Origin of the sequence: Fontibacillus forbon (genome assembly GCF_046559655.1) — a bacterium.
GTDB lineage: Bacteria > Bacillota > Bacilli > Paenibacillales > Paenibacillaceae > Fontibacillus.
In genome coordinates this window covers 255368-275548 of the sequence record NZ_JBKGFV010000003.1, presented here as the reverse complement: position 1 = coordinate 275548, position 20181 = coordinate 255368, and the positions used below count along the sequence as shown (strand labels likewise).

At 48.4% G+C, this 20181-nt stretch carries 19 protein-coding genes; 4 read left to right on the top strand and 15 right to left on the bottom strand.

The features are described 5' to 3' along the window. Positions 1–17: 17 nt before the first annotated feature. The 6 genes from ACLB09_RS13385 to ACLB09_RS13360 form a co-directional block, all read right to left on the bottom strand. Positions 18–794: a TerC family protein gene (locus ACLB09_RS13385; protein WP_410770333.1), complete on the bottom strand. Its 777-nt coding sequence runs from the start codon at positions 792–794 to the stop codon at positions 18–20. A gap of 380 nt (positions 795–1174) precedes the next feature. Then, entirely contained in the window at positions 1175–1666 is a 492-nt protein-coding gene (locus ACLB09_RS13380; protein WP_410770332.1) for a pyridoxamine 5'-phosphate oxidase family protein, read from the bottom strand. A gap of 200 nt (positions 1667–1866) precedes the next feature. Next, the gene (locus ACLB09_RS13375) at positions 1867–2898 is read right to left on the bottom strand and encodes an NADH:flavin oxidoreductase/NADH oxidase (protein WP_410770331.1); all 1032 of its coding nucleotides are present in this window, start codon (positions 2896–2898) and stop codon (positions 1867–1869) included. Positions 2899–2972: 74 nt separating this feature from the next. After that, complete coding sequence (locus ACLB09_RS13370) at positions 2973–3401, bottom strand: MarR family winged helix-turn-helix transcriptional regulator (protein WP_410770330.1); 429 nt, start codon at positions 3399–3401, stop codon at positions 2973–2975. 97 nt (positions 3402–3498) lie between these two features. Then, entirely contained in the window at positions 3499–4194 is a 696-nt protein-coding gene (locus tag ACLB09_RS13365; protein ID WP_410770329.1) for a response regulator, read from the bottom strand. Between the two features lie 16 nt (positions 4195–4210). Beyond that, a complete protein-coding gene (locus ACLB09_RS13360; RefSeq protein WP_410770328.1) occupies positions 4211–5737 on the bottom strand; it encodes a sensor histidine kinase in 1527 nt (508 codons plus the stop codon). Positions 5738–5990: 253 nt separating this feature from the next. On the opposite strand from ACLB09_RS13360, the gene ACLB09_RS13355 reads away from it, so the two are divergent. The 4 genes from ACLB09_RS13355 (at position 5991) to ACLB09_RS13340 (ending at position 10501) form a co-directional block, all read left to right on the top strand. After that, entirely contained in the window at positions 5991–7283 is a 1293-nt protein-coding gene (locus ACLB09_RS13355) for an ABC transporter substrate-binding protein (protein WP_410770327.1), read from the top strand. 93 nt (positions 7284–7376) lie between these two features. Then, positions 7377–8267, top strand: coding sequence for a carbohydrate ABC transporter permease (locus tag ACLB09_RS13350; RefSeq protein WP_410770326.1), 891 nt, complete (start codon positions 7377–7379; stop codon positions 8265–8267). An 18-nt stretch (positions 8268–8285) separates the two neighbouring features. Next, positions 8286–9131, top strand: coding sequence for a carbohydrate ABC transporter permease (locus ACLB09_RS13345; protein ID WP_410770325.1), 846 nt, complete (start codon positions 8286–8288; stop codon positions 9129–9131). A gap of 23 nt (positions 9132–9154) precedes the next feature. Next, positions 9155–10501, top strand: coding sequence for a glycoside hydrolase family 5 protein (locus ACLB09_RS13340; protein ID WP_410770324.1), 1347 nt, complete (start codon positions 9155–9157; stop codon positions 10499–10501). A gap of 65 nt (positions 10502–10566) precedes the next feature. Here the strand turns inward: ACLB09_RS13340 and ACLB09_RS13335 are convergent, their stop codons facing one another. The 9 genes from ACLB09_RS13335 to ACLB09_RS13295 all read right to left on the bottom strand — a co-directional run bounded on the left by ACLB09_RS13335 (position 10567) and on the right by ACLB09_RS13295 (position 20167). Further along, positions 10567–11328, bottom strand: coding sequence for an AAC(3) family N-acetyltransferase (locus ACLB09_RS13335; protein WP_410770323.1), 762 nt, complete (start codon positions 11326–11328; stop codon positions 10567–10569). Between the two features lie 58 nt (positions 11329–11386). Continuing rightward, entirely contained in the window at positions 11387–11788 is a 402-nt protein-coding gene (locus ACLB09_RS13330; RefSeq protein WP_410770322.1) for a tetratricopeptide repeat protein, read from the bottom strand. 478 nt (positions 11789–12266) lie between these two features. Beyond that, complete coding sequence (locus tag ACLB09_RS13325) at positions 12267–14651, bottom strand: phosphoketolase family protein (protein WP_410770321.1); 2385 nt, start codon at positions 14649–14651, stop codon at positions 12267–12269. 244 nt (positions 14652–14895) lie between these two features. Next, positions 14896–15618 (bottom strand): GntR family transcriptional regulator, encoded by a 723-nt coding sequence (locus ACLB09_RS13320; protein WP_410770320.1) that lies wholly within the window; start codon positions 15616–15618, stop codon positions 14896–14898. 86 nt (positions 15619–15704) lie between these two features. Continuing rightward, positions 15705–17069 carry an MATE family efflux transporter gene (locus tag ACLB09_RS13315; RefSeq protein ID WP_410770319.1) on the bottom strand — a complete coding sequence of 455 codons (1365 nt, stop codon included), beginning with the start codon at positions 17067–17069 and terminating at the stop codon, positions 15705–15707. Between the two features lie 127 nt (positions 17070–17196). After that, positions 17197–17625 (bottom strand): MarR family winged helix-turn-helix transcriptional regulator, encoded by a 429-nt coding sequence (locus ACLB09_RS13310; protein WP_410770318.1) that lies wholly within the window; start codon positions 17623–17625, stop codon positions 17197–17199. An 83-nt stretch (positions 17626–17708) separates the two neighbouring features. After that, on the bottom strand, positions 17709–18839 hold the full coding sequence (locus ACLB09_RS13305) for a GDSL-type esterase/lipase family protein (RefSeq protein ID WP_410770317.1): 1131 nt from the start codon (positions 18837–18839) through the stop codon (positions 17709–17711). Between the two features lie 107 nt (positions 18840–18946). Then, positions 18947–19093, bottom strand: a complete 147-nt coding sequence (locus tag ACLB09_RS13300; RefSeq protein WP_410770316.1) for a hypothetical protein — start codon at positions 19091–19093, stop codon at positions 18947–18949. 81 nt (positions 19094–19174) lie between these two features. After that, positions 19175–20167, bottom strand: coding sequence for an SseB family protein (locus tag ACLB09_RS13295; protein WP_410770315.1), 993 nt, complete (start codon positions 20165–20167; stop codon positions 19175–19177). Positions 20168–20181 lie beyond the last annotated feature (14 nt).

Here is a 20181-nt window from a genome sequence, read left to right as displayed (position 1 = left end):
ATATAGATTGAAATGCATTAGTGTTCTGCCGAAGACCGGTTTTCTGCCTGTTCTTTAGTCAAGAACCATCCGGCAACGCCGATGACGACCAGCACGATATAGAAAATCAACTTCCACAGCGTAGAATGAGCAAATTCGTAAGGAATGATTCCCACATCCTCATGTCCTAGCGTCAGGACGGCGAGCTTTACGCCGACCCAGCCCACAATGGCGAAGGCGGCGATTTCAAGACCGGGTCTGGAATGCAGCAGCTTGACGAACAGATTCGCGGCAAACCGCATAATAATCAGCCCGATTAATCCGCCAAGGAATACGACGATGAATTTCCCCCCGTCCATGCCGCCGATCGCGGGAAGCGTGGTGTTCGGAAGCGTCATGGCCAACGCCACGGCAGCCAAAATGGAGTCGACCGCAAAAGCGATATCCGCCAATTCCACTTTGAGCACGGTGGTCCAGAAACCGGATTTTTTCTTTTCTTTCTTTTGCTTCTCGGAAATTTTGTTCTTGAACACCACTTTCCTTACAATGTGGTTAATCGAAATGAACAATAAGTACAGCGCGCCGATGGCTTGAATTTGCCATACATCGACCAGAAACGAAATAATAAACAATGAGGCCAAGCGAAATACGAAAGCTCCCAACAGTCCGTAAAATAGCGCCTTTTTCCGGTCACTTTCAGGAAGATGCTTCACCATGATCGCAAGGACCAAAGCATTGTCGGCAGCAAGCAATCCTTCCAGTGCAACTAATAATAACAATACCCATCCGTACTCGAATAAAATCGAAAGATCCATAAAGTTCCCACACTCCTTTTAATGTCTGTTATTTTGATATCATTCCCTAAACTCTAAAATCCAATTTCAAAAAAAGCCCAGATTCCGGATGCTCCTCTCCCCTTCTTATAAACAGTCTAAAAAAACAAAAACCTTCACCGAAATCGGCAAAGGTTTCTTAAACTAGAAAAGACCTTTGCCCAGTAACAGGCAAAGGTCTTGCTAACAACGAAATTCGTCGCCAACAAAGCCGGGAGATTACTGCCTCCGAAATGACGACTTTGTTGTAAAAGCTACTCCCCTTTTAGGAAGACTATTTAGTTTTCTTTTAATTAATTTTAAATATAAGCTATTCACTGGGGATTGTCAAAGGATTTCTGATCCTGGGGTTATTTCATCTTCTATTCAAAATCGACGGTCTTATTTAAATTAGGATCATTCTTGCCGGCTCCCGTCAGCTTGGAAAATAGCCGCATCACCATTTTAACCGGATTGCCGGTTTCCCAATATTCGGCCGTATCGGCTTTGACCTTGATCAAAACCAGGTTCGGGTCGTCGCTGGAGGTCTCCAGTAGCTTCTCATAGGCTACATTCCAGAACTCCCTGACCTTGTCCGGACTCTGCACCAACTCGGCTTCTCCCCGGATCGACACGTAAGATTTATCCACGTAAGCCACATTGACCGTCGGATTCTGAAGAATCTCCCTGTATTTGTTCGTATCTTTCTTGGTCAGGAACCAAAGGTCACCGTCGAACTCAACCTCCTGGGTCTTCATCGGACGAGAAACCAACCCTTCTCCCGTCACGGTTGTCAGCATGGCGGTATCGATTCCTTTGATCAAATCCCTGACCTTTTCAATCGCTTCCTGGTTTGCCGTTTGAGCATTGGACATGTGTCTTCACTCCATTTAGCTAGTTTGGTGAACCGTCTTCACCGTTATATTAAACAACTGTCCGCAAAATTAACCCTACGGTATGATTATTGTTTATTCTCAACCTCCAACGGTATGGAGACCGCAAAAAAGCCTGCGTCCATCTCTCACGGAAGCAGGCTTCTTAAAATCTCTATTTGTATTTCAGTAAATCCGATTCATTATGCCCTAGGAAATCCGGTAACGAGCTGCCGAGGGATCAGATCGCCTTGTCCAAGCTTCACGGAAGCCTCCAATGTCCAGAACGGATTTCTCAGCATGCCTCTTCCCACGGCAACCAAATCCGCATCATCGTTCCCGATGACGGCATTGGCCAGTACCGGCTCATCCAATCTGCCGACGGCAATCACCGGCACATCCAGCGCCCGCTTGATGTCTCTAGCCAGCGGAACTTGGTACGCAGCATGGGTACCCGGTCTGCCCCAAGCAGCGATCGGGCCTTCTCCCCCTGCGCTGATATGGAACATGTCTACGCCGGCCTCTTGATAGGCCTTCGAAAGGGCGATGCTCTCTTGAATGCCATATCCGCCTTCCACGTATTCTTGCGCGGAAATCCGCATAATGAGCGGCATATCGGCAGGCATCTCGCTCTTCACGGCCTGAATGACTTCTCTTCCGAACAAGGTCAGGTCCTTCCCGTATTCATCGGTTCTTTGGTTCGTCAGCGGCGAATGGAACTGATGAATCAGGTAGCCGTGGGCGCCATGCAGCTCAATCGTATCAAACCCGGCTTGAACGGCACGTCTGACGGCCAGGCGGAATTTCTCCACCATCTGCTTCACTTCATCCGTGGAAAGAACTCTAGGCGTCTTGGACTTCTCGTCAAAAGGAATGGCCGAAGGCGCAACCGGAACGGCGGCATCCTCCGCTTTACGTCCGGCATGGGCGATTTGAATGCCTACTTTTGCTCCGTGCTGATGAACAGCATCCACAATGCGGGCCAAAGCCGGAACTTGCTCATCGGACCACAAGCCCAAGTCGTAGTCGGAAATGCGCCCGTCGGGCTCCACGTCCGTCATTTCTATGATGATAAGACCCGTGCCGCCAATGGCCCGGCTCACATAATGATTATAGTGCCAGTCGTTGGCGATTCCGTCTTTTTCGGTTACGGAGTATTGACACATCGGGGGCATAACGACGCGATTCTTTAATTCTAATCCCTTCAAACTGTAGGGGCTAAACAGCTGGTTCATCGTAATATCTCCTCCAATATTAAAATGCATGCGCATGCATATAAATTAGCATGCCTGAGTCTCGACGTCAAGCATCAGGGTTTAATCATGATTTGCTGCAGCAAGTTTTGAAACTTCGCACCGGACAACTCTTCGGCAAGTACCGCCTGAAAAGTAGGCAATGCCTTCTCCAGCTTGGCTTCCCCTATAGGTGTTATCGAAGTGTACACGGCCCTGCGGTCCTCTTCGCAAATCGTTCTTTGCAGAGCTCCGCAGCCTTTGGCTTCAAAGCGGCTCACCAGTCTGGATACCGCGCTTTGGCTCAAGCCTACCATATCCTCCAATTGTTGCAGCTTCAACTTTTTCTCCGGGGACTCCGAAAGAAACAACAACAAATAAAATTCGTTGAGCGGTAACTGGTGCTTCTCTTGCAAGGCGGCTTCCAGCTTGTTGGTAATGCCCATTTGCATCTGAGTTAAAGATAGCCAATTCCCGAGAAGACTATTCATAGGTTCTTTACCCATATAACAATCACCCATTTTCCGGTTATATAGCGGTCATTCGCGCTTATTGTCGTTATTATTGTAACATTGTATCCAAAGCGGTCACTATACTCAAGGACTACTTCCCTTTCCTCTGCGACAGGATTTCCGGAATGTGCAGCTCCCGCAATACGGGCAGAACCTCCTGAACGCTGTTTTTGCCGAACTTCTTCAAGATGCTGTTAATTTGCGATTTTAAGGTGGAAGGTTCGACATGGCGCAGCGCACAGATTTCTTGCCGGCTATAATCCTTCATGAGCAGGTCCAACACCTCGAGCTCTGTCGGCGTTAGTTGAGTAAAAATATAAAAATTGTGCAGCAGGCTGTCCTCGGTCGTCTTAATTCTTTTAAATTCGCGCGTAATTTTACCCGCAATATTGGAATGCAAGGAGGAGCGGTCGTGATAAGCATCCTTCACCGCATCCAGAATGGCGTCCGCAGGCATATTTTTTAACAGGTAATTCGAGGCTCCAAGCTCAAACGCCCGAAAAACGGTATCATCGGTTTCGCATACGGTCAGCATCACGATCTTCACCTCGGGCATGTAGTTCAAAATTTCCGAAGTAGCCCGGAGTCCGGCTTCCTTATCTTCCAATTCAACATCCATCAAAATAATATCCGGCTTATTGAGCGCGGCCAGCATCGTTCCCTCATATCCGCTGGAGGCGCTGCCGACGCACTCGATTTGTTCATCCTTGGACAATATCATCTGATAACGTTTGCTGATTAAAGGATCATCCTCTACGATAAGCACCTTGATCTTCGGCGTACTCATGCTGCTGTCATCTCCTTTAATTCTTTGCCATGGAAAGTAACGGCATAATGATATGAAAAGAGCTTCCCTCTCCTAGTATACTCTCTGCATTTATTTTACCACCGTGCGCTGAAATAATGGTAAGGCATATGGACAAGCCCATTCCCCAGTTGGTTGCCGTAGGTTTCGAAGAGTAGAACGGCTGAAAAATTTGGTTTACGTGTTCCTCCGCAATCCCCGCTCCGTTATCCCGGATGACCAGCTCCACCCATTTATTTTTTACGATGATCTCCAACGATATTAATCTGGATTTCTCGGGCACGAATTCAAGCGCGTCCATAGCGTTGGAAATCAGGTTCTCTATCGCTTGGGAAAAATAATAAGGATCGGCCATGATCACAAGCTGCCGGTTTGGCGGCGTATATTGGACCTGGGTGTGCTTCAGCTCCAATTCCATGTCACTGAGCAGCTTCTCCAAAAGCTCATTCAGCACAACGGGCTCCAGCTCGATTTTCGATTTCAGCGTTTTTTGATGGACCGCATCCAAACGATCGTACACCTTGCGGCACCGCTGCTCGATGACCCGGATTTCTTCGACCACCTCCGGCGATTGCTCGCACATGCTCTCAATGAATTCGCTTTGCGCCATAATGGCTAACAACTCGTTTTTCATATAATGGCTGAACACACGCGACGTCAGAAGAGCGGAATCGATATTTTTGGAAATGACGGATTCCTGGTTTTTGATGCTGTTCTGGATTCGCGTGTATTTATAAATGCTGTATAGGCTCACCAACAAACAAAAGCCTGCGATGTAAGGAAGCAAGATATAGATGGACGGGTTCCCCACCAAATTGATGGGCTTATACCTTATGAAATGAGCCGCTTTCGAGACTTTCACCAGAACGTCCGGCGCCCAGTAATTGATATAGTAATACGTGACTTGCACGGAAATATAGGAAATCAGAATCATGATAATATTGCTTCGGATCTGACGAACCTTAGGGGCGTCATACAGCGCGTAAATCAGCAAAATGCAGCCTGCCGCAATATATAAGGAATTCAGGACAAACGTAATCGAATGCAGTGTCTCATAGGCCGAAATAAACGCCTGCGAGCTTACGACATCCGGGTAAAGATTGAAATACAAGTAAGCGTAAAAAGACGGGTCATAGACAATCACCTGAAGGATACCCGGGATCGCCAAGGACACCAACAGCAGTAGCTTCCGCTTCAATTGGACATGGAATGCAAAATAAATCGCCGAACAAAGCCCCGTATACAAGAAAACCATCGTAAACAGATTCATTAGGCGGATCAGGTTCATCCGGGAAACGGGCAAGAACATGAGCTGATTTTGCAAGCCTTGTTTAATGCCGAAGTATTTCCCAAGATTATAGTAATAATAAGCATCCTTGGACATGTAGATAATGATACAGGACACCACGATCAAATAGGAAAAGCCCATCAACAGCATAAAAAGCGTGGCCTTGGTATATTTCTTTTGGACCAGGAAGAAGGTGGATATGGCTATGAACAATATGAAAACCAGGAAAATAAACATAGCGGCAACCCCTCCCTTCTTATTTCAGAGTCATTTTACACCTTTGCCGGCCTCGCATTCTTTAGTTCAACTTATATAGTTCGTCCCTCTCTGTAAAGGTTGAAATTTCTTACACCCTAATCAGACTGGAATAGCTCTAAATGCCCATTTTCCCGGGTTTTCGTCCCCTTGGCGGGGATAAAAGTTCAACCTTATCCAAATAAGCGCAAACTCTTAAACTAAAAGCATACCACAGATACTGGAGGGGTTCTTAATGAATAGAAAGAAAGGCTACGTCAGTTTCATGTTACTTGCTGCATTCGGACTAGTCTTGGCCGGTTGCGGTTCGAGCAATAATGAGAGCGCTAGCAACGACACCGGTACCAAGAAGACCGTATTGGAATATTACACCTGGACCGATGAAGAAACCTATATGAAAAAGGTGGTTGACGCCTTCAATGCCCAAAACAGCGACGTTGAAGTGCATATGACCACGATCAGCAACGATGCCGACGAATACAACACCAAAATCATGAACAATCTCTCCGGCGGCTCGAAAATGGATGTCTACAGCATGAACGGAACAAGCAGCCTTGGCTTGTATTCCTCCAAAAACCAGCTGGTGGATCTGGGTGACCGGATTAAAGCGGCGAATATGGATGTCGGCGCCTACGGACCGAGCTTCCAGGATATTACGGAAGTGCTGACGGATGGAAAATATTACGCGCTTCCTTACCGGACTTCCCAATATGCATTGTTCTACAACAAGGCCCTGTTTAATCAGGCCAGCATTGAGGTCCCTGCGCAAATGACTTGGGATCAGTACGCCGAGCTTGCCAAAAGCCTGACCAAAGGCGAAGGGGCAGACAAACAATGGGGCGGATATTATGCCGACTGGCTGACTGCACCGCTGGGCGCGCTTCAAGAAGGAACCACCATTCTTGACGACAACCTGGATCCGGTAGGCAACTGGTTCGATTATCTGGATCGCCTGTACTACAAAGACGGTTCCCATATGAGCTATAAGCAAATGAAGGCGCAGAGCGTCGACTGGATCAAGCAATTCGAAAGCGGCAATGTAGCCATGCTGATTAACGGAGAATGGACGCTCAACATGCTGAAAGCGGATATTGCCGACGGCAAGACCGATATCGACTTTGATATGGCTCCTCTTCCGTTGCCGGAAGGAACGAAGGATCCGATTACGGTCGGCGGCGTGAGTACCTTTATCGGGATTAACCCGAAAAGCGAGCAAACCGACGCAGCCTTCAAATTCGTTCAATTCGTTACGGGCGAACAAGGCGGGGCATTGATCGCCGAATCCAGCGTGTTGCCGGCTTACTCCAGCGACAAGACGAAGGAAGCCTTCCTGAACGCGACTGGCATTCAAGGCAGCGGCTACTTCTTTGAAACCAACACCGTGGTAGAAAATCAACCTGTACCGCAAATTGATGAAGTGAATCGCGTTTATAGCGAGCAGCGGGACCTCTTCTTGTTCCAGGAACAGGACGCTGCGAAAGCCATTCAAAACTTCGAGAAGAATCGTCAATCCGTCCTTAATCGCTAATTCATAGCCAGGCATTCGGCTTCCGCTTCCGCTTCATTTGCGACGGAAGCCGAACTTGCTTTTATGGCCCATCATCAAAAGGAGGTTGCCTTGATGACCCATCACCGTCTGCGCAACTACAAGTCCTACGTGCCGGGGACGTTATTCATTCTTCCGGCGTTCGTCTTGTTTGCCATATTTATTTTTGTGCCGCTAGTTTACGGGTTCTATATGAGCTTTACCGATTACGGCGGTTTTAACGTGGCACCCAACTTTATCGGCTTGGATAACTACAGCAAGCTGCTGCAAGACGATTATTTCATGATTTCTCTTAAAAACAATTTTATTTATACCCTGCTGTTCGTTCCGTTGACCATGCTGCTGGCCTTGCTTGCAGCCATCGCTTTGAATCATGTACTGCATCTGCGTAAATATTTGCGCATGGCCTTTTATTTTCCGTACATTACGTCCATGGTTTCGATCGCCATTGCTTGGGGACTTCTGTTTAACCCGGTTTCCGGACCGATCAATTATATTTTGAAGGCCATCGGGATCGCAAATCCTCCGGAATGGCTCATGTCCTCACAGTGGGCGCTATTAGCTATCATTCTAGTAGCCGTATGGAAAAGCTTCGGTTACTACATGATCATTCTCCTGGCCGGCATTCAAGGCATTCCCGAGCATCTGTATGAGGCCGCCGAGCTGGATGGCGCCAACAAGTTTCAGCAGTTTCTCTATGTGACTTTGCCTAGCTTGTCGCCGACTCTATTTATGGTGCTGGTGCTCACGATCATCAACTCTTTCCAAGTCTTCGATTTAGTCTCCGTCATGACGGACGGCGGACCGGGCCGCTCGACCAACGTGCTGGTCTTTAGAATTTATCAGGAGGCCTTCGTGAATTACCGGATGGGATACGCCGCAGCCATGTCGACCGTCCTGTTCCTGATCATTATGGTCATATCCTTGATTCAATTCAGGCTCGAGAAAAAATGGGTCACTTACTAGGAAAGGAGAGAGCTACCTATGCTGACCGCCATCAATACAACGAAAAGATCCAAGCTGCCTTATATTTTACTGCTGCTGGCCTTGGTCATCTTTTCGCTCGCCACTCTTTTTCCGTTCCTATGGATGATTTCGGCTTCCTTGCGGACGGACGTCGATCTGTTTAAGAATCCGATGAACTGGATTCCGCAAACCTTATATTTGGACAATTACAAGGAAGTCTGGAAAGCCATTCCTTTCGCTAAATATTTCTTGAATACCGTGAAGCTGTCCGTGATCATTACCGTGCTGCAAGTCGCGATTTGCTCCATGGCCGCGTACGCTTTTGCCAAACTGAAAATTCCGTTTAAAAACACCATCTTCATTTTATTTATGACCAACCTGATGATGCCTTGGCATTCCATCATGGTGCCGCAATTTTCCGTAGTCAGCCAACTGGGATTGTACAACAGTCATACCGGCTATGTTTTGATCCAATTATTCAGTGGATTCGGTATCTTCCTGATGCGGCAATTCTTCATGAGCCTGCCTAATGAGCTTAATGAAGCGGCCCGGGTTGACGGGTACAACGAATGGAAAATCTTCTGGAGAATCATGATGCCGTTATCTGCGGCGAGCTTGTCTACCTTAACGATCTTTACGTTCACCTTTATGTGGAATGACTATCTCGCTCCGCTCATTTATCTCAATGACGACGCGTTAAAAACGTTGCAGCTGGGCCTGAAGGGATTCCAAACCGAGCATACGATGGACTACGGCTTGCTGATGGCCGGAACCGTGCTTGCCACCATTCCGATGGTAGCGGTGTTCCTCGCGGGCGAACGATTCTTTATTCAAAGCGTCGCTACGACAGGCATGAAAAACTAATAACTTAACCGAGGTGTTGAAATATGACTACAACTGCAAATCATTTTGTTCAAGTTACAGGGGAGAACTTTACGGTAAACGGCGAGAAAATCCTGTTCCGCGGCTTCAACTTAGGCACCTGGATGAATCTGGAGCACTTTCTGATCGGTCTTCCGGGCACGGATACGATGATCAAGAAGGCGTTTGACGAGGTGTACGGCAAGGAGCGCAGCGAAGACTTCTTCGACCGCTTCCTGATGGAGTATATGGGGGAGAAAGACTTTGAATTTTTGAAAAAGATCGGCGTCAACCATCTGCGGCTTCCTTTCAACTATAAATACTTCATCGACGATCAAAATCCGGGCGTCTACAAGAATGACGGCTTCAAATACCTAGATCATATTATTAACTTGTGTGAAAAGTACGAGATATACGCGATTCTGGAGCTTCACTCCGTTCCCGGCGGACAAAACCCGGATTGGCACTGCGACACTTACTCGGGTCTTCCGCTGTTCTGGGAATACGGCGCCCTGCGCGATACGGTCATCGGCCTCTGGGGCCACATTGCGCAATATTACAAGGATCAGCCATGGATCGCCGCTTACGATATCGTAAACGAGCCTTCCTTGGTGACCAACGCGGATGCATTCAATGACTTCTATCGCAAAGTGGTTGCGGAAATCCGCAAATACGATCCGAAGCATATTATTTTCATTGAAGGCAATGCCTTTACGACGGATTTCTCCATGCTCGATCCGATGGATGACCCGCAAATCGCCTATGAGTTCCACTTCTATCCGTTCGTAAAAGAGCCAGCCGTGCTGACGCATGAGATGAGCCGGGAGCGCCGCAAGGAAATTTTTGCGGAGGAATTCCATCGCCTTCTGGAAATCCGCGAGAAATATAAGCGTCCGCTCTGGTGCGGCGAGCTTGGATTGGTGTATGAGAAGGAAGATATCGATTTCCAGATGACCATCATTGAGGATATGCTTGATTTGTGCGAGCAAAACGACGTGTCTTGGGCACTGTGGCTCTACAAGGACGCTAATGTGATGGGGATTGTCTATCCGAAGGAAGAAACGCCTTGGCGTCAATTGACGGAAGAAATCAAGACGGTCTGGAACCAGCACAAGGAGCAGGAGAAGGGCGAAGCCTTGGTGGATTACATGGCGGAAACCTATTTCAAGCCGATCTCCAAGGAGGAGCGCTATCCGCTGCAATTCCGCATGAGAACGATCATGCAGGTCATTTGCGTGGAGCAGAACCTGAAGCCGTACCTGCAAAAACGTTCGTGGGAGGAAATGTCCAAGCTGCCTGAATCGTTCCGCTGGGAAAACTGCGAGCATTGGAGCGAGCTTGAGGTGTTGATTGAGAAATATACGAAAGCATAATCAGTTTAATTAAAAAAAGGGGCTGTCCCAAGGTCATGCGTTGATGACCAGGGACGCCCCTTTTTTCATTGTTGGAGCGGCTCATTATCCGAGAATAAATCCGGATTGGCCCGCAGCATATCGCTAAGGATCTCCGTAGTCTTGACCGTATCGCATACCAGTACTTCCGCATCCCCCAAACGGGCACGGCTTAGCGCGCCTTGCTCTTCTAGCACGCTCTCGACTTTCCAAAAATGCTCCGACCAGGGCAGTCCAGAGTGGCGCCGCGAAGGCACTGAAATTTCAGTTCCGTCTCCCAGCACGGTATATAGCTGTTCATGTTCATCCGTCATTCTTCCCGGGATGTCCACCCATTCCTCGATGCCGTGGATGAACGTATTTCTGCGCAGGTCGACACCTACGAGTATAATGGTAGCCTGCCTGTCGAGCAGTTTTCCCCAAGCGGACTGACGGTAACAAGGCGTATCCCAGCGTTCATCCCCGGTCGTAAACTCAGCCGCGTCCTTGCCGAGCGCAGCTACCGAGTGGGTCGGGTGAAGCGAGCGAATCACGCCCGGACGCTTGCGGAACAGCTCCGGAAGAATGCCGACGCAGACTTCGGACGTCTCGACGTAAAATTTGGGATTATCGGCATTAATAGTGGACCAGGTATGGGTGGGCAATACCAGTAATCCGTCTTTCATATACTCCAAAAGCGCATCCAATACAGTGTCTGCTCCTCCATCCACTTCCCCGATCTTCTTCATTGACGAATGCATAAGCAAGGTGCCTTGACGACGGATCCCCGCATCCTCTAGTTGCTTCATCAAGGATAACTTCGTGTGCATGACAAACCTCCGGCTGTATGTATTTTCAATCCTCTTATTGGACGATACACGGCTCGCCTTATTGGTCTTCCTCGTCTTCGTCCTCGTCGTCGGCGTTTTGGGCTTGGGCCAACTCTTTCCGGCTCCATTCCAGAAACTCGATCGTATCTTCGTCCTCCGGATCCATTTGATGCGCGATTTCGAATTCTTTTACCGCTTCCTCATTCTGATCCAGATAATAATGGGCATACCCTACGCGGAAATGCCAAAGCGCATTATTCCGGCCCTCTTCGTCAATCTTCATGAACCATTTGAGCGCATCTTTATAACGTCCCAGGTTATTCAGGGCTCTCCCCAAATGAACGGCCAACTCATCGTCGATCAGCGGAGTGGGAACTTCATTGATCCGATCCACGATTTGTTGGTATTCGTCGGCTTCATGCCAATCATTCAGTTGCGTAATCAGTTCTTCTCTTGTCATTGCTAACGCCTCCCGGATACAACATCCTAACTATTCTACTAATTAATACTTTACCATTTCTATGACAGGTTTCCTAATGTCACTCCTTCGCGTGGTTCGGACGTTTTGAAAAAGGATCTGCGATCGGCGGCGTAATGGACAGCAGACCGTTCCATTGAACGAGGGGAGCGGTTGCCATTTATTCGCTCCGCTGAAATAGCGCCTTTTTGGGTCGCTATTTCAAGCTTTTGGGGCACCTAGCCAGAAATAGCGGACTTCTAGGCCCTTATTTCGAAGGGCAATGACGCATTGAGCCCTATTGGCCGGATTGGATTAAAATAACGGCCCAAATGGACGCTATTCTCAAATGCCTCGCTCATTTTAGGAAAATAAGGGCTAAATAGGGCACTATTTAAGGTTCACATTGATTATTAAAAAAATCCCACTCATCAAGGATGAATGGGATTCATTAGTAAATGTGTTGAGGGCAGCGGCCCTATTATTTCAGTTCCTTCCAAACCCAGTTTTCCACTTCCGGCAAATCGAAGCCTTCTTCGCGAATGTATTCATGATGCTTCTTTACCATTTGATCCATTTCATCCGCGATGGCTGCGTACTTGTCTGCTTCGGGCAGGTTCAGCACCGCTTCCTTCACCAGGTCGAAACGGTCCATTTGGTTCAATACCCGCATATCGAACGGGGTCGTGATGTCGCCGTTCTCGCGGTATCCGTGCACATGCAGGTTATGATTATGACGCTCAAAGAACAAGTCCTTGATCAGGCCTTCATAACCGTGGAAGGCGAAAACAACCGGTTTGTCTTTGGTGAAGAAGCCGTCAAATTCCTCGTCGGACAAACCGCGCGGATCCAGCTTTTGGCTTCTTAGCTTCAACAAGTCGACCACGTTGATGTAACGGATTTTCAGCTGCGGCAATTTTTCGTGCAGAATGGAGATCGCCGCCAAGCTTTCCATCGTCGGTTCCGTCCCGGCGGAAGCAAAGACGATATCGGGCTCTCCGCCATGGTCCGTGCTCGCCCAGTCGATGATCTTCAAGCCTTTGTCGACCAATTCCTTGGCTTCGTCCGCCGTAAACCATTGCGGACGCGGATGTTTCGACGAAACGATCAGGTTGATCTTTTGGCGGTCGTTCAAGATCGTGTCGAACACGGCCAGCAAGGAGTTGGCATCCGCCGGTAAATACTCACGGATGAATTCCGGCTTCTTGTCCGCCAAGTGGCCGAGCAGACCCGGGTCTTGGTGAGTGTAGCCGTTATGGTCCTGCTGGAACACCGTCGATGTTGCCACGATGTTCAACGAAGGAATATCCGCGCGCCAGCCTTGGTCCGTTGCTTTGCGCAGCCACTTGAAGTGCTGCGTGATCATCGAGTCGACCACCCGCAAGAAGGCTTCATAGCTTGCGAAGAATCCATGGCGCCCGGTTAATACGTATCCTTCGAGCAAGCCTTCCGCTTGATGCTCGGACAATTGCGAATCGATGACGCGGCCATAGGAAGACAAGAACTCGTCGTTCGGCTCGATAATCCGGTCCATCCATTGGCGTTTCGTTACTTCAAACACGGGCGCCAAACGGTTGGACATCGTTTCGTCCGGTCCGAAGATTCTGAAGTTTTTGTTGTCTTCATTCAGGGTTACTACGTCTCTTACGTATTTGCCGAGAACGGACATGTCTTGCGCCACGACTTTGCCCGGAACAGAGTTATCCAGAGCATAATCGCGGAAATCCGGCAAAGCCAAGTTTTTGATCAGGTTCCCGGCATTGGTCACCGGATTCATCCCCATGCGTCTGTCGCCTTTAGGCAGGATTTCGGCGATTTCAGGTTTCAGGCGGCCGTTGCCGTCGAAGCACTCTTCCGGTCTGTAGCTTTTCAGCCATTCGATCAATGCAGGGGCATGCTGCATATTCTTTTGGTCCACCGGAATCGGAACCTGGTGGGCACGGAACGAGTTCTCGTTCGGCACGCCATCCCATTCCTTCGGACCGGTCCAGCCTTTCGGAGAACGGAAGACGAGCATCGGCCATACCGGACGGGTAAGATCGTTGTTTTCGCGGGCGTTCTTTTGAATGGCTGTGATTTTTTCGATAATGGTATCCAGTACTTTCGCCATTTCCGGATGCATTTGCTCAGGGTCCGAGCCTTCCACGAAGAACGGTTCCCAGCCCATACCTTTGAAATAAGCGGTGATTTCCTCATTGCTTTGGCGGGATAGAATTGTCGGGTTACTGATCTTGAATCCGTTAAGATGGAGGATCGGCAGAACGGCGCCGTCCGTGACCGGGTTAATGAACCGGTTGGAGAACCACGATGCCGCAAGTGGTCCGGTTTCGGCTTCGCCATCTCCAACGACGACCGCGGAGATCAAATCCGGGTAATCCAAAATCGCCCCAACGCCATGGGACAGCGAGTAGCCTAACTCGCCGCCTTCATGAATGGAGCCCGGGGTTTCGGGAGCCGCATGGGATGCGACGCCGCCCGGAAAGGAAAATTGCTTGAACAGCTTCTTCATGCCAGGGATATCCTGCGTGATTTGCGGATAGATTTCCGTATAGCTTCCGTCCAGATAAGAGTTCGAAACCATGACCTGACCGCCGTGTCCAGGGCCCTCAATGTAAAACATGTTCAAATCATATTTGTTGATTACGCGATTCAGATGTGCATAGATAAAGTTTTGTCCCGGAATCGTGCCCCAGTGTCCGATCGGCTTTACCTTGACGTCCGAGTCCTTTAAGGGTTCTTGCAACAAAGGGTTGTCTCTCAAATAAAGCTGGCCTACCGAAATGTAATTGGTTGCGCGCCAATAAGCATCCAGCTTGGCTAAATAAGTTTTAGAAGAATAATCGACTTGCGTAGCTGACAGTACCATGTTCTCCACTCCCATACCTTTATCTTTGTACGTTCAATTGTGAAACAATTCACTATCTATCTGTATCTATCATAACGACTTTTTCAGGAAAATGATACGGTCCAATTTTGTGAAATATTGAACATAGTATGAATATTGGAGGTTATCAATTTGTTTTTTCGCCTTATAAAGGAAGAAATTAAAATATATTGAAAATTTGAAGACAAAAAAATAAGACTGAAGCTTTCTTCAGTCTTTAGTCTTATCATTGTACCGATACAAAGGTATTGAATTTCATGTATTTGTAGTGAAACCGCATATGGGAAAACTCAAAAGGAGTTCCGTTATCGAGGAAGAAAATGCCTTCCATGATGCCTACCGGCTCATTTTCCTCCAGCTGCAGCAGTTCCCGGTCATTCGGGTTGGACGGCTCGGCAAAAATGGACAAAAACGACTTGGTCACGGCCAGGTTGTGCGCATCCTCCAGATAATTGAAAATGGACCCTTCGATGATGGTCTGGTTGAGATTTTGGACGATCTTAATCGGGATATACCCGGTTTCGATCATGAAAGGTTCGTCTTCAAACAACCGCAGGCGTACGATTCTGTACACGAAATCATGCGGCTCCAGGAACAAATCGCGCTGCAATTCTTCCGTCGGAGGAATGACCTCGAAACTCAGCACTTTCGTCTTCGGCTTGATGCCGTGCATGTGAAAATTATCGGTAACGCCCAGATTGGAGCCTTCATAGTTAAAGATCGATTCATTCTTTATATATAAAGGATTAATAAAGGTTCCCGACCCTTGTTTTTTAAAAATAATCCCTTCATGCTCCATCTTCGTCAAAGCACGTTTAATGGAGCTGCGGCTAACTTGATAGGTCTCGCTAAGGCTCCGCTCATCCGGCAATCTCATGTTGTCAAACTGACCGGCAAAAATTTTAGCCTTGAGGTCATCGATAATTTGCTTATAGACGAATTCCGCCATATCGTACTCCTTATCAGATCTTTATCGCTTCATCTACTCCATTCTACCATTTTTCAATTTCTTTCGGAATCATTTTACTCCCTTGCCTACATCTCCTTCTTCAATCCATCTTCTATGTTAATTTTCTTGGTGTAGAATACAAACAATATCATCCCCAAGAGGCAGGTTATGACTTCCGTAATCGTCATGGACCAGACGACGCCATGCAGCCCGAAAACAAGGTGCAAAACAATGACGACCGGGATAAACAGAACCCCTTGCGCCACCGCCATGACCGTACTGGGCACGCCTTGGCCGGAGGCTTGGAAAATCCCCGTAAACAGCCCCGTGAATCCGTTAAAGAGAGCCGATAGCAACATCGCGGCCAGAATATATCCCCCTATCGAAAGAACCGAAGGATCATTGGAGAAAAGATGGAGCACCTGCCTTTTGAACAGAAAAACGATGCCGGCGAAAATCCCCGATATGGCGGCGATATAAAGAGCTGCTTGTTTAATTCCGGCCTTCAACCGGGAGTAATTTTTATTCGAGAAGTTATAGGCGATGAGCGGAATGATGCCGAAGAACAGTCCCATGGACAAAAACTCCGGAACCTGCACGATCCTCAGCGCAATGCCAAAGCTCGCTACTACGGTATCCCCATATTGCATGGAATAATTGTTAAGCAATAACGTGGTCACGATCAGGAATGAGGTTTGGATCAACTCGGAAACGCCGATTTTATAAATTTCCCCTTGATCTTTGGCCTTTAGTTTGAAATGCCGTAAAAATCCTTTCAGATTCCCGCTTTTGGTCTCCAAATACCAGACATAATAGATCGCTGACCCGATATTGGCTAAAACGACCGACAAAGCGGCGCCGATGACATGCCAGTTCAAAACCAGGATAAACAGAATGTCGAACAGGATGTTCAAAACAATGCTGACGAACATGCCGTACATGGATTCTTTCGAAGCGCCTTCGGCCCGGACCAGTTGTTCCAGCGCAAAATTGCCCATAATAACGAACCCGCCCAAGAACATGGCAAGGGTGTACTGTCTCGTGTAATCAAACGTTAACGCATCCGCACCAAGCAAATGAACAAGAGGCGTCATGGCCACCCCTGCGATTCCCGCCATAACCACGCCTGCAATTAAGCTTCCGTAAAAAGAGTAACCCGCGACCTTCCGAGCTTTCTCCCTCTCTCCTGTCGCGATCAGTCTTGTAATGAACGTTCCTCCGCCGACGCCGAACATATTCCCGAGCGCCATCAGAATCGCAAAAACAGGCAAGCAGAGCGTAATGGCGCTGAGCATCGCCGTATCGTGCACCAGTCCGATGAAATAAGCATTGATCAGATTATAAATCGTTCCGGCGGACATGCCGATCATCATCGGAATGGATAAATGGGCGATAGCCTTTTTTATGGGCGCTTTTTCTAAATAATAAACATTGGATGCTGCTTCTTTCATAGGTATTTCCTCCTCAAAATAGATTGATGCTTAACTGTTAGCGTTCTAAGGTTTCGGATAAACATAGTCTTCTTAAAGTTAGAATTCTAACAATTTGCCCGACAGTAGCCCTGGCTACTGTACTAAGTCACAAATTACGGTTGACCTTGATCAAAAGTTCCTTCAAGGTTTGCTGTTCCTCTTCCGTCAGAGAATTCTTAATTTCCTTCTCCACCGCTCCAAAAGCTTGTTCGAAGGCTTCGATTAACTCCGCCCCTTTTGGGAGTACGTAGATATTCTTTTGCCGCTCATTGTCCGCCGGAATCTTCCGCTCGATATATCCCTTCTTCTCCAAGCCCTGAAGCATGCTGGTAATGCTGGCTCCGCGGCGGTTGAAGGCTTCGGCCAAGTCGTTCTGAATCAATCCTTTGTCCTGATGCTCATGGATATAACTGATCACCCGGCCTTGCTGCGCGTTCAACCCGAGCTCATTGATTTTCTCATCCGCTTTTCGCTTCAATTTGAGCCCGATCGTCTGAAATAAATCCGAATAGGGAGTATCATCCCGTCCTCTCACGACGGCCTCCTCCTCTCTTATATCTTTAATTGTTAGGTTTCTAATTGTTTATATTGTAACATTATATCCATCTTGCAGCTTTGTCAACCCTGCCGCAAAATCTCCCGGAGGTAACCGGACAGTTCCTTGGCCGCTTTTTCATGGGCCGCTGCACCGGGATGGCTTCGGGAACCTGCGGTTTCCTCCGTCATATTGGGAAGCTGAAAGACTGATACCCGCTTATCCCCTGTTTCGCTTACATAAGCATCTACGGCCCGGTAGATCGCCGGCAGCATCGGAATCCCCAACATTCCATAGGCCCAAACCAGGTGTGCCTTTTTATTGTTTTTTCTAAGCTTCGCAAGAAAGCTGCGGACGGCCTCTTCAAACACTTTCAGATCCTCTTCAAGAAAGGAGCCGTCTTTGTTCAATCGCTGCTTTCGGGTCTCTCCCGTTGCCGCATCACTCCATTCCGGGGAATGGAAAGCCGACCCGTCATTGGTTCCCAGATTAACGATCACGACATCGGGCTGCCAGGCCTCAAAATCATAGGCTTGAAAGGCTCCCAAAGCCTCATTCTTCGGTCCGGAAAGCAGGCCGCAGACCTGTTCATAATGACCGGGAAGATTACAGTACGGATTGTTATCCCAGGCGGTAAGCACGCCCCACCCGCTTTGGGAAAGAACCCGATATTCGGCATTCAAAGCGTCGGCCGTCATAGCCGTATAGTTGCTCAAGGCACTAAACCACATCGGAATCCAGTCTTCCTCCGTTTTAGCCCCTACAGTCCCTTCCCCGGAAGTAATGCTATCACCTATAAACTCCAGTTTGTAAGGCTTGTCTTCTACGGGGAGAAATTGTCCGTCAAACTTCAACGCGTGGATTTGCAAGGAGCAACCGGGATCTCCGCTCATGGCCTGTACTTCTTTTACGATTCGGACGTTTTTCACGGCAGCGGGATTCATGCCCCTGAATACGCAAACCCAGTATCTTCCCGCTACAAGCATTTGCCTGCTTACAACTGCGCCATTGATCACGATGCCGATCCAGGGTTCATACACCTCATAGTCCACCTCGAACTCAAGCCAAAGCTCGGATCCCCTGGCGTTAAACTCCACGGCGCTTCCCGTCCAAAACAAGGTTAGGGGAGAAAGATTACCCGTGGTTCTACCGTGAACTTTTATATGTTCGATGTCTGATAATGCCTGCTGCTTAAGGTTTCTATTCTCTTGCATGATCTTTCTTGGCCTCCTCTGCCGCTATTCGCTAATTGTTATCTATATTCTAATGCATTAGCGGCAAAAGGGCTGTAAACAAAAAAAATTGAGGAGACATAAACTCCTCAAAATTTCTTATGGAAATATTCCCTGATTCGGCTGATGGCTTGCTCGCCGGCTTGCCGCCATTTCCCTTCCTGTTCAATCCGGTCATCCGGGTCGACCGGCTTTTGGAATTGGTTTAATCCGATGGCCGCTTCCTCCTGAATCAAGTTATAGCATCTATTCCTTCCCAGGATTCCACTCTTTAAAACAAAAAAGCCGGAGCAACTCCGGCTTTCTCGCACGCTAGATCAGGCCAAACCGTCTTCGCTTCGTTCCCGCCGGTACTCTTCGATCCGCTGCTTGTTCTTGGCATCAAGCTGGAGCGGAATGCCCCGATAGTTGATCACAATGCCCTCCATCGTTTCCGACAAAGCCAACATGTCATCGTAAGTCACGACATTGCTGCTCCATACCTGCTTATCGTAAGCCTTCTCGAATTCGAGCCAGTCCGTGAATACCGGCAACCAGGTCGAATCCCCTTCGCCGCCCAAGACGGCGAACTGAATGACGGTGCCTTCCTTCAAAGTCTTCATGCCTTGCTCGTCGGGCACCGACGCTGCCTGCTCCTTTAATTGCATGGGCAGCAAATATTTCCCGCGGATGACTTCGTCGAGCATACGGTTTTCCATTCCCTCAAGCAGTTGCCGGTCCGCCGCCCGGCTTTGCCCGCCACTCATCGCCTGAAAAAACGTAATCATCGCATGCTGCAAATCCGGATTGCTTACGGGGATGCTGATCTCGGGCGTGCCGCTCCAGTCCGGCGGCGGCAAAAGTTCATCCCTGTCCACCTCGGCATGATACTGCCCGTTATCGAGGAGGATTTTTCGCAGCCCCAGAATATGCAGCTCGCCTAACGCCTTATTCATCTCATCCCTGCCGACCTTCTTCATTTCAAGCATCAGAAACTGCTGCATAAAATAATCCGCGGCACTTGCCGCATACGCTTCCTTCGAAAACATCCAGATCCGGTCATCGGCATCGACGTAAGGATAGCCCGTTCTCTTTTCATAGGCGATAAATAACGATTCGGAATCTTTCAGTTTGTCCTTCAACACACCGAAGAACAGTTTAATCCTCTCATCCAAATGCTCCTGGGGAAAAGATTCTTTCTCTTTAAAAAATTTGGCCGAATGGATCAGAAAAATCAGTTCTTGAATCTCTAACTCGCCGCATTCTTCCAAGGATATATGTTGGCTTAACAGAAACTTTCGCCCGACTTCGTCTTTTCTCGCTTCATCCATCGACACCGCTCCGT